Annotated in this window: 20 protein-coding genes; 18 read left to right on the top strand and 2 right to left on the bottom strand. The window is 27.4% G+C overall.

The genetic code is table 11. The annotated features are described in order from the left end of the window. Positions 1-17: 17 nt before the first annotated feature. Positions 18-278, bottom strand: coding sequence for a hypothetical protein (locus BUB01_RS06245; protein ID WP_072985846.1), 261 nt, complete (start codon positions 276-278; stop codon positions 18-20). Positions 279-518: 240 nt separating this feature from the next. Here BUB01_RS06245 and BUB01_RS06240 point away from each other — a divergent pair, with 240 nt between their 5' ends. The 7 genes from BUB01_RS06240 to BUB01_RS06210 all read left to right on the top strand — a co-directional run bounded on the left by BUB01_RS06240 (position 519) and on the right by BUB01_RS06210 (position 7,843). Continuing rightward, positions 519-2,204 (top strand): AraC family transcriptional regulator, encoded by a 1,686-nt coding sequence (locus BUB01_RS06240; protein WP_072985845.1) that lies wholly within the window; start codon positions 519-521, stop codon positions 2,202-2,204. Positions 2,205-2,339: 135 nt separating this feature from the next. Further along, the gene (locus BUB01_RS06235; RefSeq protein WP_072985844.1) at positions 2,340-3,761 is read left to right on the top strand and encodes an MATE family efflux transporter; all 1,422 of its coding nucleotides are present in this window, start codon (positions 2,340-2,342) and stop codon (positions 3,759-3,761) included. A gap of 83 nt (positions 3,762-3,844) precedes the next feature. Beyond that, positions 3,845-4,174 carry a DUF3784 domain-containing protein gene (locus tag BUB01_RS06230; protein WP_072985843.1) on the top strand — a complete coding sequence of 110 codons (330 nt, stop codon included), beginning with the start codon at positions 3,845-3,847 and terminating at the stop codon, positions 4,172-4,174. Positions 4,175-4,262: 88 nt separating this feature from the next. Continuing rightward, positions 4,263-4,997 carry a class I SAM-dependent methyltransferase gene (locus tag BUB01_RS06225; protein ID WP_159433211.1) on the top strand — a complete coding sequence of 245 codons (735 nt, stop codon included), beginning with the start codon at positions 4,263-4,265 and terminating at the stop codon, positions 4,995-4,997. 223 nt (positions 4,998-5,220) lie between these two features. Next, entirely contained in the window at positions 5,221-6,546 is a 1,326-nt protein-coding gene (locus BUB01_RS06220) for an MFS transporter (RefSeq protein WP_072985841.1), read from the top strand. Between the two features lie 149 nt (positions 6,547-6,695). Further along, positions 6,696-7,241: a DUF6036 family nucleotidyltransferase gene (locus BUB01_RS06215; RefSeq protein ID WP_072985840.1), complete on the top strand. Its 546-nt coding sequence runs from the start codon at positions 6,696-6,698 to the stop codon at positions 7,239-7,241. Positions 7,242-7,459: 218 nt separating this feature from the next. Further along, entirely contained in the window at positions 7,460-7,843 is a 384-nt protein-coding gene (locus BUB01_RS06210; protein WP_072985839.1) for a VOC family protein, read from the top strand. A gap of 119 nt (positions 7,844-7,962) precedes the next feature. Here BUB01_RS06210 and BUB01_RS06205 read toward each other — a convergent pair whose 3' ends face one another. Continuing rightward, positions 7,963-9,675 carry a methyl-accepting chemotaxis protein gene (locus tag BUB01_RS06205; protein ID WP_072985838.1) on the bottom strand — a complete coding sequence of 571 codons (1,713 nt, stop codon included), beginning with the start codon at positions 9,673-9,675 and terminating at the stop codon, positions 7,963-7,965. A 265-nt stretch (positions 9,676-9,940) separates the two neighbouring features. Between BUB01_RS06205 and BUB01_RS06200 the strand changes: the two genes are divergently transcribed. From BUB01_RS06200 to BUB01_RS06150, 11 genes are all read left to right on the top strand, one after another. After that, entirely contained in the window at positions 9,941-12,025 is a 2,085-nt protein-coding gene (locus tag BUB01_RS06200; protein WP_072985837.1) for a methyl-accepting chemotaxis protein, read from the top strand. Positions 12,026-12,290: 265 nt separating this feature from the next. Next, positions 12,291-14,591: a sensor domain-containing protein gene (locus BUB01_RS06195; RefSeq protein WP_072985836.1), complete on the top strand. Its 2,301-nt coding sequence runs from the start codon at positions 12,291-12,293 to the stop codon at positions 14,589-14,591. Between the two features lie 747 nt (positions 14,592-15,338). Continuing rightward, the gene (locus tag BUB01_RS06190; protein ID WP_207649980.1) at positions 15,339-16,586 is read left to right on the top strand and encodes a glycosyltransferase family 2 protein; all 1,248 of its coding nucleotides are present in this window, start codon (positions 15,339-15,341) and stop codon (positions 16,584-16,586) included. Next, positions 16,579-17,727, top strand: a complete 1,149-nt coding sequence (locus tag BUB01_RS06185; RefSeq protein ID WP_072985834.1) for an acyltransferase — start codon at positions 16,579-16,581, stop codon at positions 17,725-17,727. The genes BUB01_RS06190 and BUB01_RS06185 overlap by 8 nt, the downstream gene beginning before the upstream one ends. A gap of 18 nt (positions 17,728-17,745) precedes the next feature. Then, positions 17,746-18,906, top strand: a complete 1,161-nt coding sequence (locus tag BUB01_RS06180) for a glycoside hydrolase family 18 protein (RefSeq protein WP_072985833.1) — start codon at positions 17,746-17,748, stop codon at positions 18,904-18,906. A 284-nt stretch (positions 18,907-19,190) separates the two neighbouring features. Beyond that, positions 19,191-19,484: a hypothetical protein gene (locus BUB01_RS06175; RefSeq protein WP_207649979.1), complete on the top strand. Its 294-nt coding sequence runs from the start codon at positions 19,191-19,193 to the stop codon at positions 19,482-19,484. A 281-nt stretch (positions 19,485-19,765) separates the two neighbouring features. Beyond that, the gene (locus BUB01_RS06170) at positions 19,766-20,122 is read left to right on the top strand and encodes a zinc-ribbon domain-containing protein (RefSeq protein WP_072985831.1); all 357 of its coding nucleotides are present in this window, start codon (positions 19,766-19,768) and stop codon (positions 20,120-20,122) included. Between the two features lie 153 nt (positions 20,123-20,275). Beyond that, positions 20,276-20,575, top strand: a complete 300-nt coding sequence (locus BUB01_RS06165; RefSeq protein WP_072985830.1) for a hypothetical protein — start codon at positions 20,276-20,278, stop codon at positions 20,573-20,575. 332 nt (positions 20,576-20,907) lie between these two features. Beyond that, positions 20,908-21,738, top strand: a complete 831-nt coding sequence (gene licT, locus BUB01_RS06160) for a BglG family transcription antiterminator LicT (protein ID WP_072985829.1) — start codon at positions 20,908-20,910, stop codon at positions 21,736-21,738. A 126-nt stretch (positions 21,739-21,864) separates the two neighbouring features. Beyond that, positions 21,865-23,769, top strand: coding sequence for a beta-glucoside-specific PTS transporter subunit IIABC (locus tag BUB01_RS06155; protein WP_072985828.1), 1,905 nt, complete (start codon positions 21,865-21,867; stop codon positions 23,767-23,769). Between the two features lie 14 nt (positions 23,770-23,783). Next, positions 23,784-25,217, top strand: coding sequence for a 6-phospho-beta-glucosidase (locus BUB01_RS06150; protein WP_072985827.1), 1,434 nt, complete (start codon positions 23,784-23,786; stop codon positions 25,215-25,217). Positions 25,218-25,256: the final 39 nt, after the last annotated feature.

Genomic DNA, 25,256 nt, shown 5'->3' with positions numbered 1-25,256 from the left:
ATTTTAAAATAAGTGTATTAATGGAACCAAGTTATTTTTTCGCCATCGAAAGACACTATGTTAAAGAATAGGATTTGCCCAAAATCACTTCTAAGTATAATATTTTTCATAATATGACAAGCTTCTCCATCATCTTCTAAAATTGTATCAAAATATAATTTTATATTATTGTGAGTATCTTTCTTAATAAATTTAAAAACGTGTTGCTCATTTATTTTAAATTTTTCTATTTGTGAAATTAAATACTTTTGCTTTAGCCCACAATAAAGAATTATCATTTTTAACTCCTTTCAATTTTAAATTAATAACGTAGTTTGATTTTATATATAAAAAGAATTGTTTATTTAATTATAAAATTATTACAAATATAAGTAAATAAGGAATAGAAGATTTAATTATTATTTAAGAAATATAAAATAAGGTTAATTTTTATTAAAAGTAATTTTATTTAGAATAGTACTAACTTTATGGTAAAATGTACTTATTGGAATATATGGTGTAAATAGTTAGGTGGTAGTATGTATAAGAGAGAAGTAAAATTTATTAATGATGATATTAAGATAAATGTAGAATTTTTAAATATTGTACAAGATTCATATCATTGTCATAGAAGCATTGAGTTGGTGTACATAATAGATGGTAAAGTAGAGATGCATAAGGTTGATCATAAGTATGTGCTTGAAAAAGGTGATTTTTATATACTTAATAGTGAAGATATTCATAAGATACAAAACGTTAATGGAGATAATATAGTATTGATTGCTAATATAAATGAAGGTTTAGTAAGGAAACTTCATGGTGGTCTTTATGGTGAAATGTTTAGATGTAGATATATAAAAAGTTTGGTTGATAATGACTATCTTTGTACTAGCGAATATCTTGAAGGAAAAAAGGATGCAGTGAAAGAGGTAAGAGATTATCTTTTAAGGATTTATATTATAAATAATTTATACAAAAAGGGTCTTAAAGATGAAGTGGGCTTTGAAGTATTAAATAACTACAAAGATAGAATAAATTACTATTATCAGAATCTTATACTCTTAATTCTTAATGAGTTTGGAATTGTTGAATTTTTTAAGAAATATAGTAATTTAGATGATGAAACTAGTATAAGAAATTATAAATTTGCTAGATATATAAGTGAAAACTATAATGGAAAGATTACTCTAGATAGTATTTCAGAGGAATTAAATCTAAGCAAATATTATATCTCACGTCTTTTAAACCAAGAGAATTTTGGTGGACTAAGTGGATATGTGAAAGACTTTAGAGCTCATAAAGGAAGATATGTGCTTTTAATGACTGATAAAAGTATAAATGAAATTAGTGAACTTGTGGGATTTAGTAATGCAGGAGCATTTATTAAGAGCTTTAAGGAAACCTTTAGGCATACTCCAACTGAATATAGAAAGATGTATAAAATTAAAGATAATGGTAATGTTAAATTTTCATTAGAGGAAACTCATATAAATGAAATCATTAAGGAAAATATAGAGGATTATTTTGCATTTTATAAGAGTCTTAAGTATGGTGAAAGTTTAAATATAGATATTGAGGAACTGGATAAATTAAAAGTTACTAAATCAATACCTAAATTAGGATTTGCTTTAAAGAGTGATAATCCAGTGTATGATAGTTATACATTAAAAGATAGGGATTTATTATATTCTATAAATTTTAGTAATTGTAAAATTGCTAATGATATTGTTCTTGATAATCAGAATTTATGGTATAAGTATGGAAATTTATTGAATAGTATTAGAGAAAATGAAAATTTAATAGAGAGTTTTTCTATGGAAGATCTAATTTCAAAAAGTGGCATAGAAACGCCTTTATATTATTATTATAGTTTTTTGAGTATGCTTAAAAGTAAAGTTGTTCAGTATAATAATGATTATTTGATAACTAGAGATGAACATGGGGATTATGCGATTCTTATTTTACTTAAGAAATGTCAGTGTTCTAATCATAAAGTAGATATAAAGTTAAATTTTAGTAAAGATATCTATAAAGTTGTGGTTCACAAGTTAAAGGAAAATAACTTACAAGACAAGATTCCTGTTAATAATAAAGAAAAGGAGGTTTTTAGAAGAATATCAATGCCAAGTTGTAGTTTTGAAATAGTAAACAATAATGAATATATAATAAGCGCAGAAGGTGGAGAACAATATTTGATAGAGATTAGTAGAAAAAAATTGCTATAAAAGTTATAAAACTTAAAAAACTTAACATTACCTTAAAGAAAGCAATGTAAGATACCAAACATTGCAATGTGAAACAACTTTAAATTATAAATTATTGCTAAACTTTAAATATGAAGTAATTTGGAGGTAGCAGTAATGAGTAAGATAAAAGCCTTAAAGGAATATCTTTTTGGAAAGGTAGAGTTAAGTGATGAGAATGTTAATAGGCTACTAATAAATTTATCAATACCAACTATCTTAGCTATAGTTGTAAATAATTTATATCAAATAATTAATTCTATTTTTGTTGGAAAAGTAATAGGTGAAGTTGCTATAGGAGCAGTAGCTATAGTATCACCTTTTATAGGAATAATATTAACATTTATTATGATGGTATCAACTGGTGGAATGAGCATATTGTCAAGAAGCTTAGGTGAAGGTAATAAGGAAAAAGCAAAAATGTGTTTTGGAAATTCTATTACACTTACGGTTAGTATAGCTATTTTACTTACTATAGTTGGATATATATTTTTAGATTCAATTATTAGAATTTTAGGGGCAAGTGGTGATATATATTTATTAAGTAAGGACTATCTTGTTATATTTATGTTTGGAATAATATTTATGGCACCATCTTTTATGTTTGGTCAGCTTTTGAGAGCTGAGGGTAAAGCTAGAGAGTCTATGATAATTTTAATTATTGGTTCAGTAACAAATATTTTATCAGATTTTATATTTATAGTGTTTTTAAGGTGGGGAGTAAAAGGAGCTGCTTTATCAACTACTCTAGCTAATATATTATCTTTTTCATATGGACTTATTATGATTTTGAAACGGAGTAGTGTTTTAGAAGCAAAGCTTAAATATTTTAACATAAACTTTTTAGTTATTAAAGAGATTATATCTATTGGACTTTCATCCTTTATTAGTCAAGGTGCTGGTAATATTGCAATATTAATTGCAAATAGAGTAATGATTAATATAGGTGGGGCAAAACTTATAACAGCAATAGGTCTATTTGGTATGATTCAAAACTTAGTTTTTATGCCAGTTGCAGGTGTAACTCAAGGAATGCAACCTATTTTGGGATACAACTATGGGCGAGAAAGATTGGATAAGGTTAGAGAGGTTGTAAGGCTTACCTTAAAATATGTTTTTTTTATTGCACTATTTAATAGCGCTATTGTATGTATATTTACAAGGCAAGTAGCTGGGTTGTTTGTAAAAAGTGATACTTCTGTTTTGGGGTATGCTGTTCCTAATATAAGAATTGCAATTATGTTTGCAGCTTTTGGTGCTCAGCAATGGGTAGGTGGAACTGTTTTTAGGGCTGTTGGTATGGCTAAAAAAGCTTATTTTTTTTCAGTTCTAAGGATGATTCTAATTTTTACACCATCAATAATGATACTTGGTTATACTTTGGGTCCAATAGGTTGCTGGTTGTCTTATGCTCTTGCTGATTTAGCATCAGGCCTTATTTCAAAAAGATACCTTCTTAACTTTATTGATAAGTTGGAAATAAAAAATGCTAAAAGCGAAGATGAAGATGGGCAAATGAAGGAAGTTTATATTAGATAATAAAGTAGTAATGGATTTTTATAAATTATAAAAAAGAATACTTACTTACCAAAAAAATAGGAATTTGAAAGGGGATAATAGTTATGTTTTTTGTTATTTTTGACTTGGGGATGGCGTTATTGCTATTGATTTTGGGATTGTGTTTTTATAAATCTAAAGGAAAGGCTAGCAATTTCTTAACTGGATACAATTCTAAAAGTACAAATGAAATAGAAGGGTTTGACGATGAAAAAATGTGCAAGGATTATGGGAAAAGGATGACGATATGGGCAATTCCTTTTTTAATAGGAACCATAGTTGACATATTCAAATCAGGAGTAGGCTGTGCATTAGCATGGATAGGATATATTATTTTGTTTATTTGGCATATGGTTGATAGAGTAAAAAACGAAAAAAGCAGATATATGAGATAAATTCTAATTCATTATTAGAAGAAACTATATAATTTTAATAGTTTAGTATAGTTAAATGAGATCAAGCAAAATAAGTTGGGGAGAGAAAATGGAGAGATTAAAACAAATATTAAGTGGGCAAGGTAAAGAATTAAAGGTCTTAGATATTGGGACAGGTCTAGGTGATTTCATTTGCGAACTTCAAGAATGTTTACCGGGTTATAGTAGTATAATTGGAATTGATACAACAGAATCCACAGTAAATAGGGCTAAAGGTAATTTTAAAGATAAGAGAATTGAATTTATGTGTATGGATGGCGAGGATTTAAAGTTTCAAGATAATAGTATGGATATAGTAGCTATTTCTAATACTCTACACCATTTACATAATAAAGAAAAAGTATTAAATGAAATAAAGAGAGTTTTAAAGGATAATGGGCTTATTATAATAAATGAAATGATATCAGATAATCAGTCAGAAAAACAATTATCACATGTAAAACTTCATCATTTTCATGCAGAGATAGATACACTAAGAGGGATATGTCATAATAGGACGTTTACTAAACGAGAATTGATAAAAATGGTAGAAGACTTAAAGTTTGAAAAGGTAAGTTTGTTTGAGTATGGTACTTATGAGGAACAATTATCTAAGATAACTCCAGAGGAGGAAAAGAAATGTCTAAATCAATGGTTTCAAGCAATTAGTAGTGCCTTGGAGAAGATTCATGACTTACCACAATATGATGAGTACTTAGAAAAGTCAGAAAATTTAAAAGGTAAGTTATATGAGGTTGGCTATTTTAATGCAACAGAAGTTATGCTTGTATATAGGAAGGGTTAATATTTTAAGTTTTTATAGATTTTATAGTAAGAATTAGATATTCTAGAAAAGGAGAATAAAATGATATATAGTATAAAATATCCAACAGCTACTTTACTCCGTGCAAGGTCTATAAGTGCATTTAAGACGATTCCTTGTACGGAGGTAATATAAATATAATATCGTCTAACACATAATGGATTTTGCACTCTTTAATTTTTAGAAATTAAAGGAGTGAAGTTGTATGAAAAATATTAAAAAAATATATGAATTTAAAAATTTTCTTTTGTTATGGTTAGGACAATCCTTATCTCAAATGGGAAGTGGAATGACTAGTTTTGCATTAATTTTATGGGCTTATCAAAAACAAGGTACTGCAATGTCAGTTGCGTTGCTCTCTGTATTTTCATATTTACCATATGTTTTAGTTAGTATATTTGCAGGAGCTTTAATAGATAAGTTTAATAAAAAAAGGATACTTCTTATTTGTAATTCAGTTGCAGCTATATGTTTGTTATGTGTATTTTATTTAATGTCTTTTGGAATGCTTAAGGTATGGTATTTATATATAATAAATTTTATTTTAGGATCTGCTGATGCTTTTGAAGTACCCGTTACTAAGGCTACTATTACACTTATGGTAAAAGAAGAGTATTATACTACGGTAAGCGGACTACGTTCACTATCTAATTCAATTATTTCAGTATTTAGTCCTGTTTTAGCTACTACTTTAGTAGTAGCAGTAGGTTTTAAGGTAATATTTACAATTGATTTTATTTCATTTGTTATAGCATTTTTAAATCTGCTTATGTTGGTGAAAATTCCAAGGGAATATAACGAAGAGAAAAATGAAGAAACAAATATTTTGAATGAGTCATTACAAGGATTTATTTATTTAAAGAAAAATAAAGGTTTTTTATATTTGATTATTTATATGGCAGTGATTAATTTTATATCATCGGTAACTTTTTTAAATATACTGCCTGCTATGATATTAGCTCGTACTTCCAATAATGAAAAAATATTAAGTCTGGTTAGTGGTGCTATTGGAATTGGTGGTATTGTAGGAGGTTTGCTAGTTACTATTTTTAAATTATCAAAGAATAAAGTTAAAATTATAGCAATTTCATCAGCATTATCATTTGTATTATGGGATGTGCTTCTAGGTGTAGGAAAAATTCCTTTTGTATGGATTTTTAGTGCATTTGTAGGAAATTTACCAATACCATTTCTTAATGCAGCTGAAAATTATTTATTAATGTCAAAGATCCCTAAAAGTATACAAGGTAGAATTTTTTCAATAAGAGGAGCATTGCAATTTAGCACTGTACCTATAGGTTATTTAGTAGGAGGATTACTTGCAGATAAGATTTTCGAGCCTTTAATGCTTAATTCTGAAGAAGCAAGAAATATTTTTGGATATTTTGTAGGAGTAGGTAAGGGATCAGGTATGGCGTTAATGTTTATAATCACAGGTATATTAGGATTTATTTTAAGTTTTATGTTATACAATAACAAATATATAAGAAACTTAGAGAATGATGAAACTTCATGTAATTTTGAAAGATAATTATTATAAAAACCTATGCTGTAAAAGCATAGGTTTTTCTTTAGAAAGCAATAATAATTATAAAATTTTAGAATGATATGTTTTTAATAATAATTTTACTACAAATGAGGGAAATTAACTATGTGATTAAATTAAGGAGTGGATATGCTTTGAGAAGATTAGATTTATTTGATTCACATAGTAAAGAATTAAGTAAAGGGAGATTAGAAGAAATTATAGGTCTTGTTGGTGATGAGCTTAATAATATAAATAGAAATCTAAACATTGAAATTTATGGAGATAGTGCATTATGTCTTTTAACTAATTTTAAAGAAGATACATTTGGTATTGATGTTATTACAAAAGATAAAAAATTAATAAAAGATTGTTTTAGGCGATGCAATATATGGGAGGAAATAATAAATACTGAACCTGTGATTATATCCAGTAATAAAGCATCATTAAAGCTTTATAGAGATTATGGTAAGCTTAAAGTTTATTTACCTACTGTGGATTATTTTCTTGCGATGAAGCTTAGAATAATGTTAGATGATGATAAGGAAGATATAATCAGTTTGATTAAAGAATTAAGAATTAGTAGCTTTGAAGAAGTTAGAGAAATTTTTATTAAATATTATTCAAGATTACATTTACATAAATATAGGGTGAATTTTATAAAGGAATTATTAAATGAAGCTCTTTTAGTATCTATATAAATTAAGATAATTAAAGTACAATTGTATTTTTATGGTGAGTTTGGTGGGAAAAGAGATGAAAGAGTTCTAGTAAAAATAATAGGGGAATAGCTCTATTAGATTAGCTAGTAATATGTTATTATCAAAACAATATATTTTTATAAGAATATTAAAGACATAGCAAATGTTTTTAGTTATTTGGAGAAAGTATAATAAAGAACATTTTAGGAGGAACAAATATGATTAACAAAATAGGGAAAATAACTTTATATGTAAATAATCAAGAGGAAGCAAAAGAGTTTTGGACTAAAAAGTTAAATTTTGTAGTTAAATTTGAACAGGTGATGGGACCTAATATGAAATGGATTGAAGTCGGTCCAAGTGATAGTGAGTTTACAACCTTTGTGTTATATGATAAAAATTTGATGAAGTCTCAAAAATCAGATGCTAATGTACTTCATCCATCAATAATTTTAAGCACTAGCAATATAGATGATACTTATAATGAATTAAAAAATAATGATGTTAATGTTAATGATATAATGAAGATGCCTTATGGCAGTATGTTTTCATTTAAAGATCAAGATGGAAATGAATATTTAGTTCGTGAGGATAAATATTAATTAAAAAGTTATTCCTATTTAGAAAAATATACTATAGAAATATATAACTTTGAGTAAAAGTTAAAAAGTATAAGGCATCTTCAAAAATACTTTATTTTTGAAGATGCCTTAATTAATAATTATACTGTGAATTTAGATAAAATGCTTAAAAGTTTATCTGAATTTTCTTTAGCAACTTTTGTTTGATTTATTACTTCATTTGATCTATGAGAAACATCCGTAAGTTTTTCAGTAATATTTACAGTTCCTTGAGCTCCTTCTGTTGATGCTGAAGCTATTTCGTCTATTGTTTTAACAATAACTCCAATTGAGTTTGACAAATCTGTGGAACTTGAACTAAAGTCAGTAACTAAAGAATTTACAAAGCTAGCATCAGTGCTATATTTACCACCTGTTTCAACTAATGATTTATAATCGTTTATAACCTTAGAATCTATAAAATCTAATACTTGTGTAGAACCATTTGATAAATTAGAAACTGCTTCTGTAACTGTGTTGGTGATTTTTTGAATCTCAATAACAGTATCATTTGATTGTTCTGCAAGTTTTCTTATTTCTTCTGCAACTACAGAGAATCCTTTTCCAGCTTCTCCAGCACGAGCAGCTTCAATTGCAGCGTTAAGTGCTAATAAATTAGTTTGAGAAGATATTTCGAGTATAGTATCTGAAAGTACATTAATTTGCTTAACTATTTTAGAATCTTCAATAGCCTTTTCTAAATTAAGCTTAGCTTCAGAGTATGTTTTAGTTGCATCTTTTTGTGATGTTAATGAATTTTCTTTAAGAGTCAAGGCTCTATTGTTTATTTCATCAGCAGAAGATTTACCGTTAGCAGCCTTATCAGCTAAAGCTTCTACAACTAAATTAGCTTCATTGACAGTTGCACTTATCTCTTCAGTAGATGCAGCTGTTTCTTCCATTCCAGCAGATAATTCTTCAGTAGTTGCAAATACATCTTCTATTTGAGTATTTAGTCTAAACATATTTTCATTAATCATATTTACAGTTTCAACTGTTGAGTTTGTATTATGATTCACTTCAGTTATTATAGTTCTTAAGTTTGATAAGAATTTATTAACTGAATTTGCAAGTAAACCTAATTCATCTTTAGAAGAAATTTTAATTTCTTGAGTTAAATCGCCACCTTTGTTTGCTAGCGTTTCTAATTCATCTTTAAGAATATTTATAGGTTTAATAATACTTCTTATTATTAAAGTAGAAGTAATTATAGCTAGTAAAATTGATATTACTATAATAGCTATAAGTATATTTCTAGCATTGTTGTAATTTACATCACCTTTATTAGAAGCTTCTTGTGCACATTTATAATTAAAATCTGCAAGTTTTACTAATGAATCTGATGCTGTATCAAAAGCTTTATTGCTATCACCATTTATTAATGTTTGAGCTTCTTCGGTTTTTAATTGTTTGCTTAATTCAATTACTTTTTTATGAACTTCTAAATATTTACCCCACTCATTTTTTGCTGTGTTAAAAGTTTCCTTATCAGTATTGTCAGTAATAGTTTTTTCATATGAATCTAATGCTTTAGTTATTTCAGCATTTTTTTGATCCATTAATTTTTCTAATTCACTCATTTTTTCAGTAGAAGTAGACAATATATGTTCAAATTCCAAGATTCTATAATCAGATGTCATAGTATTCATATTACCTGATTGTTTAATTCCTGGAATAGCCTGAGTTGCTATTTCTGTTGATATATTATTTACATCTTTAAGTGATTTTACTGAATACAAACCAATTCCTAGTATGACTATTAATAAGAATGTAAAAAGTGTAATTAATTTGTTTTTAATTGTCAAATTTTTCATAAATATCCCCCTCAAATTTAATGTTAAGCACAATTCGACATTTGACTTTTATATCGATAATTTAAATAATATCTTTACACTTTGGTTTTAAAATTGCTAAAAGTGTTACTAGAGCTAGGTAATTTTAGCTTTTTCATATAAAAACAATAAAAAAAATATATTAAATTAAACCTATAATAAATCTGTATCTTTAATTAAGTAAAGTAATAAAAATACGATAAATAGTATGTAAAAAAGTATAACAAAAGAAAAAAGGAGGATTAGAATGAAAAAAATATTAAAAAATAGCATAAAAATGAAGCTTATAACATCATTCACGCTTTTAATTTTAATAGCAATTATTTTACTTAATGCTATAGTTTATTTTAGTGTTTCTAATCAAACAGAAAAAGATTTTACAATTGCTACAACTCGTGATTTAAGTTTAGTAGATGAAGAAGTGGACAATTATATTAGTGCGATTAAAGAGAATGTTGGTATGCTAACAAGTTCAGAATTAATATCAAATGCAGATTCAAGGATAACTTCATATGTAGATAAAAAAGGAGCTAATGGATCAACTGAAATGACTCCACTTCAGAATAATCCTTATGAAGCAGAAGTGTATAAGACTTTTGAAAACATGGCTAAAACACATGAAGCCATCCAAACTGTAAGCATTGGTGTTCAAGAAAATGGAGGATATGTTCAATATCCTGCACAGCCTAGAAAAGATGGATACGATCCTAGAACAAGAGATTGGTATAAAGCTGCAAGTTCAAAGCCAGATGAAGTAATAGTAACAGATGCTTATGTGACTTCTTCAGGTGATGTAGCAGTATCTGTTCTTTCAGCAATAAAGGATGCAAATAAAAATGTAAAAGGTGTAGTGGGGATAGATGTTAAGCTTAATAAATTATCATCTATTGTAGGTGATATTAAGTTAGGGGAGAATGGATATATTATTGTAACGGATAATAGTGGAAATATAATAGCTCACCCTAAAAATAAAGCACTTATAGGTAAAAAAGGTGAGGAACTGAAGATTAATGGATTAAAGGATGTTACTAAGGCACCTAGCAAGGCAATAACTTATAAAATGGATGATGGAAAAACATATTCAGTAAATATATATGAATCTAAGGATAATAAGTTAAATTGGAATTATGTATATCTAATCGAAACTAATGAATTTTCAAAAAGTGCAAATCATATAGGGTTGATTATGATTGGTGTAGCAATTTTACTTGTAGCAGTAGCTGTTATATTATGTATTAATATTGCAAATAGAATTACAAAGCCTATCAGCTATTTTGAAGAACATTTAGCTGTACTTGGACAGGGTGATTTTACAAAAGAAATACCAGAAGTACATTTAAGAGATAATTCTGAAATAGGTGGAATTGCAAGATCTATTAAGTTAATGCAAAATTCTATAAAAGAAATGATTGGTATTGTTAAAGATAATTCAATTAGAGTTAGTAATGAAACTGATAAGCTATCTGAATCAGCAGGAAACATAGCTATGTCTACTGGAGAAGTAGCAAATGCTATTGATGACATAGCAAAAGGAACTACTAATCAGGCTCAAGATCTTGTAGGAATATCAAGTTCACTTAAGAATTTTGGTGATGAAATTGAAGGAATAGTCGAATCCATTTATGAGATTGATGAAAATTCAAAAGGAATTAATACTATGGCTAACGAAAGTGGTAATAAAATGCAATATTTAAGTACCTCTGTTACTGATATAAGTAAAAATTTCAAATCTTTTGCTGATGAAATAGTTTCTTTAGGATCTAATGTTAAAGAAATTAATGAAATAACTAGTTTAATAAATAATATTGCAGAACAAACCAATTTACTTGCACTTAATGCTGCAATTGAGGCTGCAAGGGCTGGAGAAACTGGTAGAGGCTTTGCAGTAGTAGCTGATGAAATTAGAAAATTAGCAGAACAAAGCAAAAAATCCTCAGAAGAGATAACTAAACTTATTAGTGGCATCGCAAAAGAAACAAATAGTATTGTAAATAATACAGAATTAATGAGTAATGAGTTAAATAGTCAAACAGATATTATACATTCAACTATAGATGTATTTAATGATATTATTGGAGCTGTAGATAATGTACTTCCTAAAATTGAAAGTGTAAGTAAATCAGCAGAAAAGATTAATGACGAGAAAAACAATATATTAAATATAGTAGAAAATATATCAGCACTTTCAGAAGAGGTTTGCGCTTCGTCAGAAGAAATAGCAGCTTCATCACAAGAAGCAAGTGCTATAACTCAAGAAGTCTCAAAAGCAACCCAAAGTTTAAGAGATATGACTCATGATATGATGGAACAGGTAGATGAATTTAAGGTATAAATAAGGCATAAACATTTTTACAAGGCTCCTTCCTATGGAATTCGTAGGAAGGAGTTTTTTAAAAAAAGAATATTCATGAAAATTTTTAAATTTGGTGATTTGCTTTTGAAAATATTTATAATGAAATTCAAATTTTTATTATAAAAGGAAAAATAAAGCTTTATATATGTAGAAAAATTTGTTAAAATGGAAATGCTGTTTTCAATTTTGTGCTATATATGTAATAAAAGAGAAAAAAGACGGAATAATAAGAGGGTGTTTATAAATGAGGTTCAAATTTAAGGATAAAGGTGAAAGTAGTGAAATAATAAGAAATGCTAGACTTGAAGGAGTAAAGGCGGCAATTAAGCTAATTCCTATTGGGCAGTCAATTGCTGTATTAGCTTTATTAATAAATTTAATCACTTCTAGGCATATGCCAAACTTTAGAATAATACGAATTTCCTTCATTGGAGTAGTTATTACTGCCATTGTTTGGACAAGTGTTTCTATTATTGATTATCGCAATGTTGATTTAAAGGGACGCTATGTATATATGAGACATATAATTCTTTCAGGAATTTCATCTATTTGTATAAGTAGTGTAATGATTTTCTCCTATCTTGAGGCAGAGAATGTTCAAAGAATATTTTTAAGTGGAATTGCACTTGGAACAATAACAGCAGGAACGTTTATTTTAGGTACATTCGCTTATGCACAATTAACATGGATTATTCCACTTGGAAGTATTACAATTTGGGGATGTATAAGTGGTAATAGCTCATTTCCTATATTTAAAGTGTTTTTGTTATTAGTATATTTCATTATGATTCTAAATAATACTAATCATTTTTCTAATATTTTTAAAAACAGCTTCATTTTACAAGCACAAGCTGAGAGTCAAACAGAGGTTATTAGTTTACTTCTTAAGGATTTTGAAAAGCAATCCAAGGATTGGCTATGGGAAACAGACAGTAACTTATTATTAACACATGTTGGAGAAAAATTTAAAAATGTAACAGGTAAAAAAAGTGATGAATTATATGGGAAAAATTTTATTAATATTTTATCCAATTATTTACCTAGTAATGAAAGCAATGGAGAAAATTACATACAACAACTAAATACAATTTTAAAAAATAATGAACCTTTTAGTGATATGGTTATTGAAGCAAATATCGGAAAACAAAAATACTGGTGGCTTATGTCCGCAAAACCTATATATGCGAAAAATGGTAAATTCAATGGGTGGAGAGGGGTAGGACGTAATATAACAGAGAAAAGAATTTATGAAGAGAAATTAACATGGCAGGCAGAGCATGATCTTCTAACAGGTATAAAGAATAAATATTTTTTTAAAAATGCTTTAAAATACCTTTTAGATAAGGCAGAAGATACAAAAAATATGGGATTATTTTTAATAAAGGTAACAAATTGCCACGTCTTTAAAACTTTAAGGGGACAAGATATTAGTGATATTATTATCAAAGAGATTGCAAGACGATTATTATCCTTTAGTGGAAATAAAACTTTTACGGCTAGATTTGATGGTGGAGAGTTTGCTATTATCATTCCAATTCACAATAATGATTCTATAAGTTTAGGAAATAATCTTATGGAATTTTTGTGTAAGCCATTTTGTATAGATGACGAGAAGATAGAACTAGAATTTAATATTGGAGTATCTTTGTATCCTAAGGATGCTAAGAATGCTGAGACGCTTATAGAGTGTGCTGATTTAGCATTATCAAATGCAAAAGAAACTGGAATTAATAGTGTTAAAGCATATGATAGTATTATGGCAGAAGATTTTTTTAATAAGCTTATGATTATAAATAATATAAATCGGGGGATTGAAAAAGATGAATTTTATTTATTATATCAACCTCAAGTAAGTTCTGAGACTGGAGAGATTATTGGAGCAGAAGCACTTATAAGATGGAAACATAGTAAGATGGGAATAATACCACCTGATCAATTCATACCTCTTTCTGAAAAAAGTGGAAAAGCATTAGCAATTGGTAGATGGGTATTAGAAAGGGCTTGTTTTGATGCAGTGAAATGGAAGCTTCCATGGACGGTGTCTATTAATGTTTCTGGAGAACAGTTCAGAAATAACGATTTTGTTAAAGAAGTTCAAGCTGTATTGAAGAAGTCAGGGCTGCCAGTAGAGAGATTAATTCTTGAAATAACAGAGTCTGCTTTTATCGAGCGTAAAGAAAATATTAAAATTATGCTTGATGAATTAAGAGGGCAGGGTATAACAATAGCTTTAGATGATTTTGGAACAGGCTATTCATCACTAAATTATTTACATAGTTTTCCTCTAGATGAAATAAAAATAGATCAATCATTTATACGAACAATTGGAACAAAAAATGAGGCGACACCTATTATTGATGCTATTATTTATTTATCTGGTAAATTAGGTTGTAAAATAGTAGCTGAAGGTGTCGAAACTATAGAACAAGTAGTGTTTTTAAAGGAACATGGCTGTCATATATATCAAGGATATTTATACGGAAAACCTATTAAACAAGAAGATATAATTAAGAAACAAGAAGAAATCATTTGTGGTTTATTATAGGTGAATTTATATAAAGCATTTTCAAAAAATATACTAGGCTATTTGCTAGTTGTTTTGAAGATGCTTTAATTTAAGTGTATAAATTATACTTAAATATTAAATATAGGTTAATGTTTTAAGAAAAGAGGTTTAAATATGATTTAACTTCAACAAGTAAACGTTTACTAAGTAATTTTTTTTATATTTATAATGTAAATAGATGTAAAACAATGAAAAACTATGAAAAACTATGAAAAGTAAATCTAAACTATCATAAAGATGAATATATAGGCAAGTATTGACTTATTACCTTAATTTGTAAAATTGAAAAAAAACATGAAATTATATAAAGTTTGAGATAGGGAATAAAATACAATTAAACGCTTAAAACAATAGAAAAAGGTTACTTTAGGTATTATTTATCAAATTTTATGTAATTTATAAAAGAAAATAACTTTTTTAAAAAAAGTTATTTTAAAAACAGCTTTTTATGGTAAAAATTATATTTTATGAAAAAGAATGAAAAAAGCTTTGATAACGTTACAAAAAGAAGCTATTTTTATGTCACTATAAGGTGACATATTTGCAAAAATGTATAATATTACATAAAGTTTTAATATAATCAATAAAAGTAAAAATAAGTTTTTAAACGTTTAAAGGTATAATTTTTATAGCTAGGGAGGTTATTTTATGTTATTTTTGACTATTATTTTTTTTATTATGTTTCTAGTATTTCAAATATTTTATATAATAGTACCTTTTTTTACTATGAGGAAGGTTGAATTAAATAAGGATTTTGAAGAAAAAGGTATTACAGTTATAATACCGGCTTACAATGAAGAGTTAGTTATTAAAAATTGTATTAACTCTTCTTTGGCAGTTGATTATTCAAATTATGAAATATTAATAGTTAATGATGGGTCTAAGGATTCAACAATGAATATATTAAAAGATTATTTAGATTTAGAATATACAACAAAAAAAAGAGCTAATAAGCTTGATTATAAATATATAAGAGGCATATATAAATCTAAATTGTATGAAAATGTATATTTAATAGATAAGGATAATGGGGGAAAGGCAGATGCTTTGAATGCAGGAATTGATTATTCTAGCAATGAATTAGTTGTCACATTAGATGCAGATAGTATGCTTGAGAAGGATTCTTTAAGATATATGAATCAGTATTTTGAGGATAAAGATATAGTAGCAGCTGGTGGTACTGTAAATGTAGTTCAAAGTGTTGATGTAAATGGTGATAATATAACTTATAAATTTAAAGGTAAAAATATAATTAAACATCAAATGTTGCATTATATACATGGGTTTTACGTAAAAAAGAGTACACAATCTTTATTTAATTCAATGATAGTTATTTCAGGAGCCTTCGGTATATTTAAGAAAGATATCTTATTTAATGTTAAGGGATTTAGGCATACTGTAGGAGAGGACATGGACATAACATTAAAGATTCATAAATATATAAAGGAAAATAATCTAAAGAAAAAGTTGGTATATGTACCTGAAGCTATTTGTTATACAGAATGTCCAGAGAATTTTAAAAATTTTTATAACCAAAGAATTAGATGGCAAAAGGCTTTTATTGATTGTGTAGTAGAGTACTGGGGAAGTTTATTTAAAGATTTGAAATCTCCACTTTCAGCATTTATGGCTTTTGATGGCTTTTTATTAGGGACAATGTCAGTGTTTTTTACATTAATGATGCCAATAGTTCTTGTATTGACAAAAGATGGTTATATGATTGCAATTGTGTTAATTTTAGCAGCCATTATATTTGATTTTTTACAGAACATAGAGGCATTAATAGTTTGTAGAAAATATGGTGTAAAATTTTCTTGGTCAGATTATGTGAAAATAATTTTCTTTATGGTGTATGAGAGATTTACTTATAAATTAGTACCATTAATTCTTAATTCAGTTGGAACTATTAGATATTTCTTAGACGATGATAGGTGGAGTTATATAGAAAGAAAGGGGGAAGTTTCAATTGTATAATGCTGTAAATATAAAACAAATAAGTGAATTTAGTAGAAATAAAAATGAGAAAAGTGAGGTTAATAATAAAAGAGTATATTATTTAGATGTTCTAAGGGTGGTATCAATATTGAGTGTTATACTATTACATTCAGCCTCAGCAATTACAGAAGATTTAATTAGCATAGGCTCAGTACATTGGTGGGCAGCAAATGTAATAAATTCTCTATGTAGGTGGTCAGTTTTAGTATTTTTTATGATTAGCGGAGCTTTAATCTTAGGGAATTCTAAAGAGGAAAGTTTAAAGACATTTTTCCATAAAAGGTTTTTTAAGATAGCAGTACCGTTTTTTATTTGGTCTTTCGTATATTCGGTTGTAAAACATTGTATCTTATACAAGGATATTACAAGTATATTGGCTATGCCTAAGATATTTATAAATGAATTATTATTTGATAAAGTATATTATCATTTCTGGTTTATGTATGTCATTTTAGGTATGTATTGTGTATTACCTTTCATAAAAAAAATAATTAATAATTTAAGTAAGGGTGAACTTCAATTTTGGTTAGGTGCTTGGTTTTTTATAGCATTTGTATATAGGTCAGTTCAAATAATATATGCAAATAGTACTAATAAGGAATTATATATAAGTTTTCTTAACATACCATTTTTCACAGGATATATAGGGTTTTTCATATTAGGTTATTACCTTCATAAATATGAGGTTAAACGAATTACGGATTATATTTTTTATATACTAGGTTTTGTATCATTCTTAGTAGTACCTTTGATGACATATATAAATAGTGCAGGAAAAGATTATTTAGATGAAAGTTTTTATTCTCATTTTTCAATGACAAGTATATTTACTGCTGTAGCTGTATTTTTACTATTTAAAAATATCAAATGGGAAGGATTGCTTAATAATAAAATGAAGAAGCTTATGACTTCTTTGAGTAATTCTACTTTTGGGATATATTTGATACACCTATTAGTTCAAATTTTACTTTTAGGGTTCTTCTTAGAGTGGTTTGCACTAGATAATTTATTTGTTGTGGCTATATATGGATTAAATTTAGTAGCAAACTTTTTAATTTGTTATATTTTCTTAAAAATTGTTTCTTTGAATAAAAGAGCATACAGAATCTTATTTGGTTAGAAGAGTGAGGGAGAGAAGATGAAGAAAAATAAGAAAATTATTATATTTTTACTAACCATAGTATTATTTTTTACATGTTTAACAGTTGGGATAAGACGAGTAATGGCATACGTAGATAAGGATTATAAGGTATCAGCATATTTACCTATATGGTGTGATTGGACAGGCAATGATGTAAATGTTAGTAAGTTAACCAATGTTTATATTGCCTTTGCTAATATAAATACTGAAGGTAAAATAGGTTTTAAAAACGCAAATATAAAAGATGAGGATGAGATTTTTAGAAAAATTAGAGAATTTAGAAAGACATATCCAAAGATTAAGATATCTTTAGGAATTGGAGGCTATAAAGCAGAAGGTTTTTCAGATGTAGCATTAACGAAAGAAAGTAGGAAAATATTTTGTGACAGTGTAGCAAAGTTTGTTGATGAGTACAAGCTTGATGGAGTTGATATAGACTGGGAATTTCCGGGCATTGGGCCAGAAGGTGGTATAAAGAGTAGAAAAGAGGATAAAGAAAATTTTACTTTATTATTGAGTGATTTAAGAGATTCGCTTAAAGAATTAGAAAAGAAAAACAAAAAAAGCTATGAATTGTCTTTTGCAGAAACAGTATTAGACTATGGAGTAGATAACATAGAAGTTGAAAAAGTTAATAAAATAGTAGATTGCGTAAATGTTATGGGGTATGATTACACAGGGGTCTGGAGTGATACTACAGCACATAATGCAAATTTGTATAAAGCTGATGAAAAAAAGGATAAAATAAGTACTTCTGATGGAATAAAAAAACTAATAGATGCAGGCTTTGATAGTAAGAAACTTATAATGGGAATACCAGCCTATGGATATGGATGGGAAGGAGTTAAGGATGAGAACAATGGTCTATATCAAAAAGCAGAAAAACCAATAGATTTCTTGAAATTTGATTTATCTTATAGAGGGATAGTTAAAAAATATTTAAATAAAGACGGTTTTAAGAGATATTGGGATGACAAAGCAAAAGTACCATATCTTTATAATGGAAATATCTTTATTACCTATGAAGATAAAGAGTCCGCAGCTTTTAAAACGGAATATATAAAGGAGAATAAGCTTGGTGGTGGTATGATTTGGGAATGTTCTCAAGATAATGCTGGAGAGCTAACAAAAGTTGTATATGATAAACTAAGAAAATGATAATTACTATGTTAAGAGTGAAAATTAAAGGGTATAGGAATATTTTACTATACCTTTTGATTATTATGAGGTTTATAATCTATATTTAATTGAATTATTACAGTTTAATGTTAAATAAATATAAATCTTAAATTTTATTAAATATTAAATTTATTATGCAAAAAAATTACAATAAATGTTATAATTTTATGTGAAGTAATGTTTTAATAATTATAATAAAATTTTCAGGGATATATAAGAGAAAGGAGGTAATATTAGATTTAATTAAAAAATCTAATTTTACTATGAGAGAGAAAGAGAATGTAGAGCGGTTTTCTATGATTATAGAAAACATATTTTCAAGCAAAACAGAAGGGCTAATAGTTATTGGCTATGTAAATCAGGGAATGCTTTCAAAGGGGGATACTGTGAAAGTTGCTAATGAAGATACGATAATGCTTGAAAATGTATTAGTCAAAAAAATAGAAGCTTTAATTAATGGTAAAGTTTTAAGGGTGGAAAGTATTAAAGAAGGTGAACATGTAGCACTTTATTTGGACAATATTGAACTAAAAAGAGGAGATACTATAATTAAGTAGCATAAAACAGAAAGTTTTTACATTAAATTAGTAGGAAGAGTAAAAGTCATCACATTGAATCTTAATTCGATGTGATGACTTTTTGCTTAATTAATGTTTTAGTATTTTAAAATAAAAAATTAATTTTATTTTAATTTATAATTTATTTTTAAGTTTTTAATAAACATTTAAAATATTATAATATTTATTAAGTATCAATAAAAAGACATGATGAAACATATATTGTAAATAAAACATAATAATGATATAATTAGCAAGAAAAAAATTGTGGAGTGATACATATGATAATTTGGGGATGGGGAAAAACAACAAGAAAAATTATTGGTGCAGTTTTTGAACATGCATGTACTTATTGTAATAGGACAGATGTTTGGAGATTATGTATAGTAAGAACATGGTTTACATTATTTTTTATTCCTATAATACCATATAGGAAAAAGTATTGTATTCTTTGTCCACATTGTGGAAGTTATATAGAACTTACACAGGAACAATTTGAAAAGATTAAGATGGATATTTCTGTTTCTAATACCAATGAAGATGCTATTCCAGATAGTGTAAAATATGCAGGTAAAACAGAAACACAGATTAATTACTTGAAACAAATGGAAGAATACAATAGAGAGCATGGTAATTAAATATATTTTGTTGTTTAATAAGAAACCACATTGAATTTTGATTCAATGTGGTTTAGTTCGTTAAGTAAGAATACAAATTTCAATTTGGTTAATTCAAACTTACTCTGTAAGAGTACTCATATGAATGAAATGAATAGGAGATTACTTTAAAATATGTATTTTAATATACTTATAAATAATGATATAGGGATAAAAGAATTGATAACTACACCCCAAATTGCAAGTTTATTTTTATTAGGTTTTTTGATTAAGGATATACAACCAAGTAAAATACCAAATATATTTACTAAGAAACATATATTCATAATAGTAATTGTATTATTAAGAAAAGTTAGTCCAGGCATCAAGGCAATTGTCAAAAATAGGTCAATTGTAGTAAGTATAATAAGAGAACTTATAGGTATTACACCAATTATAAATGAAATAATTCCGAGTATATTTTTATTTTTATAAGTTTTATTTAAGCTGTTATCCATAATAGCACCTCCAGTGAATTTTTTAAAAGTTTTTAAATATATTCCATAGATTCTATAATACACTATTCATGGGCTATATGACATTTTTTTTATAAATTTAATTATTGAAAATCTAATTTTTGTTGACAAAAAAATTTAGATAGGTTAATATTATAGTATAATTAAACGCTTACAATTAGATATTGAGATTGTTACTGATTCGATCAGGCGAAACCTTAATTAATCAAAAAATGATAATTTTTTATCTTTTTGATTAATTAAGGTTTTTGTGTTTAAAAACAGAAAACGAATGAAGATGGGGGGCTAAACATGATAATTAAAAAGATTTTCAATAACAATGCAATACTTGCAAAAGACTCAAATAAAAATGAAATTGTTGTTATGGGTTGTGGAGTTGCTTTTAAGAAAAAAGTTGGAGATAAGGTAGATGAAGATAGTATTCAAAAAACGTTTATCCTTAAGCAAGAAGAAGCTTCAGAAAGATTTAAGTTATTGTTAGAAGATATCCCAGTAGAACATGTATCCCTATGTTATGATATTATTGAATATGCTAAAAATATTTTAAATGTAAAATTAAATGATTATATATATGTTACGTTAACAGATCATATAAGTCATGCCATCAAACTATTCGATGAAGGAATTACTCGTCCAAATGCACTTATGTGGGAGATTAAAAAGTTTTATCCTAAAGAGTTTGCGGTTGGTTTAAAAGCTTTAGATTTTATAGAAAGTGAGCTTAGTAGAAAGTTACCAGAAAGTGAAGCTTGTGATATAGCATTACATTTAATAAATGCACAAGTAAACAATTCTAATGGTAATGTAGGAGATATGATTAGCATAACTCAAAAGATAATGGATATTTTAAATATAATTAAATATACGTACAACATAGAATTAGATGATAAGTCTTTAAACTATGAAAGATTTGTTACTCATTTAAGATTTTTCTTTAAAAGACTAAGTAGCAAAGAAAAGAGAGTTGGAGAAGAAGATGAATTCTTATTAAATCAAGTTAAGGAAAAGTATAAAAAATCATATAATTGTATGCTTAAAATAGAAAAATATTTAGAAATAGAGTTAAGTGATGAAGAAAAATTATATTTAACTCTTCATATTCAAAGAGTTACTCAAAGGTAATTAAATATTTAGGATTGTTACTGTTAAATCAGGCGAGACCGAAATCTATAGAATAGTTTATTATTCTATGTGTTTGGTTTCGCTTTTTATATATATAAAAATATAGCGAAAGAGGAGAGGACCATTATGAAGTATGAACAATTATCAAAAGATATTGTAAAAAATGTTGGTGGAAAAGAAAATATTAATAGTTTAACTCATTGTATAACGCGTCTTCGTTTTAAACTTAAAGATGAAAGTAAAGCTAATACAGATGTGTTGAAAAGCATGGATGGTGTTGTAACAGTTATAAAAAGTGGAGGACAATATCAAGTTGTAATAGGTAACCATGTTCCAGACGTATTTAAAGATTTAGTTCAAATTACTGGATTAGCTAATGATTCTAATGGGGAAGAAGAGGAAAAGACTAATCCGTTTAATAAATTTATAGATATAATCTCAGGAGTATTTACTCCATGCTTAGGAGTATTAGCAGCAACAGGTATGATAAAAGGGTTTAATGCTTTATTTGTAGCATTAGGTCTTCTTTCACAAAAATCAGGAACATATAACATATTAAATGCTGTTGGGGATTGTTTCTTTTATTTCTTCCCAATATTCTTAGGTTATACGTCAGCTAAGAAGTTTAAATTAAACGAATTTATAGGTATGGCAATAGGTGCAGCTCTTGTTTATCCAACTCTTTCAGGGTTAAATACAGGAGAGCCTTTATATACATTATTTAAAGGTACGATAATACAATCACCTGTTCATGTAACATTTTTAGGAATACCAGTTATTTTAATGAATTATGCATCAAGTGTTATTCCAGTAATAATAGCTACTTATATAGGTTCAAAAGTAGAAAGACTATTTAAAAATATAATTCCAGATGTAGTTAAAGGATTTTTAGTTCCATTTTGCACATTATTAGTTATAGTTCCTTTAACATTTATAGTAATTGGACCTTTAGCAACTTGGGCAAGTCAGTTAATAGGTGCAGCAACACTTAAGGCATATGAATTAAGTCCAATTTTAGCAGGAATATTTGTAGGTACTTTCTGGCAAGTGTTTGTAATCTTTGGATTACATTGGGGAATAATTCCAATAGGATTTAATAACTTGACAGTTTATGGTCAAGATACGATTTTAGCATTAATTTTTGCAGCATCATTTGCTCAAATAGGTGTTGTATTAGCAATATTACTTAAAACTAAAAACAGCAAAGAAAAATCATTATGCTTACCAGCATTTATATCAGGTATATTTGGTGTAACAGAACCAGCTATTTATGGTATAACATTACCTAGAAAAAAACCATTTATTATAAGTTGTATAGTTGGTGGGATAGGAGGAGGAATCCTTGGAGCAAGTGGTTCTATGATATATAGAACAGGTGGGCTTGGTATATTCAATATTCCATCCTTTATACATCCTCAGGAAGGACTAAATAAAGGGTTTTATGGCATGATAATATCAATGGTAGTTTCATTTGCATTAGCTTTTATAATAATGTTTTTTACTAAGCTAAATGATGGAGAAGATTTGAAAGAAAACATTATTAAGGATAAAATAGAAGATATAGAGTTCTTAGAAAATAAAGAAATTATAATGAGTCCATTAAAAGGTAATGTTAAGGCATTATCAGAAGTAAAAGATGAGGCTTTTGCCAAAGGGATTTTAGGAAAAGGTGTTGCAGTAGAACCTTCAGAAGGCAGGGTTGTAGCTCCAACTGATGGTATCATAACAACATTCTTTCCAACAGGTCATGCTATAGGAATAACTACAGATAATGGAGTTGAAATTTTAATTCATGTTGGTATGGATACTGTACAATTAGAAGGAAAATATTTTACTCCAGCTGTTAAACAAGGAGAAAGAATAAAAAAAGGCGATATTTTATTAGAATTTGATATTGAAGGTATAGAGAAGGCTGGATATGTAATTACGACGCCTATTATAGTGACAAATTCTGATAATTATTTAGATATTATAGAGGTTAATAAAGATGAGATAAACTATGGTGAACATTTATTAACAGTAATAAAATAGGGAGGATGAAGAGAATGAATAATTTAGGATTTAAAGAAAACTTTTTATGGGGAGGAGCTTTAGCTGCTAACCAATGTGAAGGAGCTTATTTAGAAGGAGGAAAAGGTCTAAATAATATAGATCTTTGTCCATCAGGTAAAAATAGATTTAATGTTATGCTTGGAAATTTAGAAAGCTTTAAGCCATTAGAAGGAGAAATGTATCCATCTCATGAAGCAATTGATTTTTATCATAAGTTTAGAGGAGATATAGCTCTATTTGCTGAAATGGGTTTTAAATGTTTAAGAATATCTATAGCTTGGGCAAGAATTTTCCCAAATGGTTATGATGAGAAACCAAATGAAGAGGGCTTAAAATATTATGATGAAATGTTTGACGAAATGTTAAAACATAATATTGAGCCAGTAGTTACAATATGTCACTTTGATATTCCAGTAGCCTTAATAGAAAAATACGGTAGTTGGAGAAGTAGAGAGCTTGTTAAATTCTACGAAAAATATACTAGAACTATATTTGAAAGATACAAAAACAAGGTTAAATATTGGATGACATTTAATGAAATAAATATGTTATTACATCTTCCTTTTGTTGGAGCAGGTTTAGTATTTAAAGAAGGTGAAAATAAAAAGCAAATAATGTATCAAGCAGCTCATCATCAACTAGTTGCAAGTGCATTGGCTACAAAAGCAGCTCATGAAATAATGCCAAATGCTATGGTTGGATGTATGCTTGCAGCAGGAGTAACTTATCCATATAGTTGTAATCCAGAAGATGTCCAAAAGGCTATAGATAAGGATAGAGAAAATTACTTCTTTATAGATATTCAATCTAAGGGTGAATATCCAGGTTATGCTAAGAGATTCTTCAGAGAAAATGGAATAGAAATTAAATCTGAAGAGGGCGATTATAAATTACTTAAAGAAAACACAGTAGATTTTATTGGCTTTAGTTATTATTCAAGCAGATGTATTACAACTGATCCTGAAATATTAAAAACTATGACTGAAGGTAATGTTTTTGAAACTGTTAAAAATCCATATCTTAAGGCTTCAGAATGGGGTTGGCAAATAGACCCTAAAGGCTTAAGAATTACAAGTAACACTTTATATGAAAGATATCAAAAACCATTATTTATAGTGGAAAATGGTTTAGGTGCTGTGGATAAAATAGAAGAAGATGGTTCAATAAGAGATGATTATAGAATTAACTATTTAAGGGAACACATAAAAGAAATGAAAGAAGCTGTTTTAGATGGAGTTGAGCTTCTAGGATACACTCCTTGGGGATGTATTGATTTAGTTTCTGCATCTACAGGAGAAATGAAGAAGAGATATGGCTTTATTTATGTTGACAAAGATAATGAAGGTAAAGGAACACTAGATAGAAAGAAGAAAAAGAGTTTTAATTGGTATAAAGAAGTTATAGCTTCTAATGGAGAAAAACTTTAATATTTTGGACAAGTTTAAAAACAGCAAACAATTCTAAAG

The organism is Clostridium cavendishii DSM 21758 (assembly GCF_900141845.1).
GTDB classification, from domain to species: Bacteria; Bacillota; Clostridia; order Clostridiales; family Clostridiaceae; genus Clostridium_AG; species Clostridium_AG cavendishii.
The sequence above is the reverse complement of the archived record's forward strand: the minus strand, read 5'-3'. Positions and strand labels throughout refer to the sequence as shown.

What these genes read in the sequence shown, in the direction of transcription:
- BUB01_RS06150 (WP_072985827.1), top strand. Translation starts at nt 23,784, where the DNA reads ATGAATAATTTAGGATTTAAAGAAAACTTTTTATGGGGAGGAGCTTTA.
- BUB01_RS06210 (WP_072985839.1), top strand. Translation starts at nt 7,460, where the DNA reads ATGATTAACAAAATAGGGAAAATAACTTTATATGTAAATAATCAAGAG.
- BUB01_RS06230 (WP_072985843.1), top strand. Translation starts at nt 3,845, where the DNA reads ATGTTTTTTGTTATTTTTGACTTGGGGATGGCGTTATTGCTATTGATT.
- BUB01_RS06170 (WP_072985831.1), top strand. Translation starts at nt 19,766, where the DNA reads ATGATAATTTGGGGATGGGGAAAAACAACAAGAAAAATTATTGGTGCA.
- BUB01_RS06245 (WP_072985846.1), bottom strand. Translation starts at nt 278, where the DNA reads ATGATAATTCTTTATTGTGGGCTAAAGCAAAAGTATTTAATTTCACAA.
- BUB01_RS06190 (WP_207649980.1), top strand. Translation starts at nt 15,339, where the DNA reads ATGAGGAAGGTTGAATTAAATAAGGATTTTGAAGAAAAAGGTATTACA.
- BUB01_RS06220 (WP_072985841.1), top strand. Translation starts at nt 5,221, where the DNA reads ATGAAAAATATTAAAAAAATATATGAATTTAAAAATTTTCTTTTGTTA.
- BUB01_RS06205 (WP_072985838.1), bottom strand. Translation starts at nt 9,675, where the DNA reads ATGAAAAATTTGACAATTAAAAACAAATTAATTACACTTTTTACATTC.
- BUB01_RS06200 (WP_072985837.1), top strand. Translation starts at nt 9,941, where the DNA reads ATGAAAAAAATATTAAAAAATAGCATAAAAATGAAGCTTATAACATCA.
- BUB01_RS06225 (WP_159433211.1), top strand. Translation starts at nt 4,263, where the DNA reads ATGGAGAGATTAAAACAAATATTAAGTGGGCAAGGTAAAGAATTAAAG.
- BUB01_RS06195 (WP_072985836.1), top strand. Translation starts at nt 12,291, where the DNA reads ATGAGGTTCAAATTTAAGGATAAAGGTGAAAGTAGTGAAATAATAAGA.
- BUB01_RS06180 (WP_072985833.1), top strand. Translation starts at nt 17,746, where the DNA reads ATGAAGAAAAATAAGAAAATTATTATATTTTTACTAACCATAGTATTA.
- BUB01_RS06155 (WP_072985828.1), top strand. Translation starts at nt 21,865, where the DNA reads ATGAAGTATGAACAATTATCAAAAGATATTGTAAAAAATGTTGGTGGA.
- BUB01_RS06165 (WP_072985830.1), top strand. Translation starts at nt 20,276, where the DNA reads ATGTATTTTAATATACTTATAAATAATGATATAGGGATAAAAGAATTG.
- BUB01_RS06175 (WP_207649979.1), top strand. Translation starts at nt 19,191, where the DNA reads ATGAGAGAGAAAGAGAATGTAGAGCGGTTTTCTATGATTATAGAAAAC.
- BUB01_RS06240 (WP_072985845.1), top strand. Translation starts at nt 519, where the DNA reads ATGTATAAGAGAGAAGTAAAATTTATTAATGATGATATTAAGATAAAT.
- BUB01_RS06235 (WP_072985844.1), top strand. Translation starts at nt 2,340, where the DNA reads ATGAGTAAGATAAAAGCCTTAAAGGAATATCTTTTTGGAAAGGTAGAG.
- licT (WP_072985829.1), top strand. Translation starts at nt 20,908, where the DNA reads ATGATAATTAAAAAGATTTTCAATAACAATGCAATACTTGCAAAAGAC.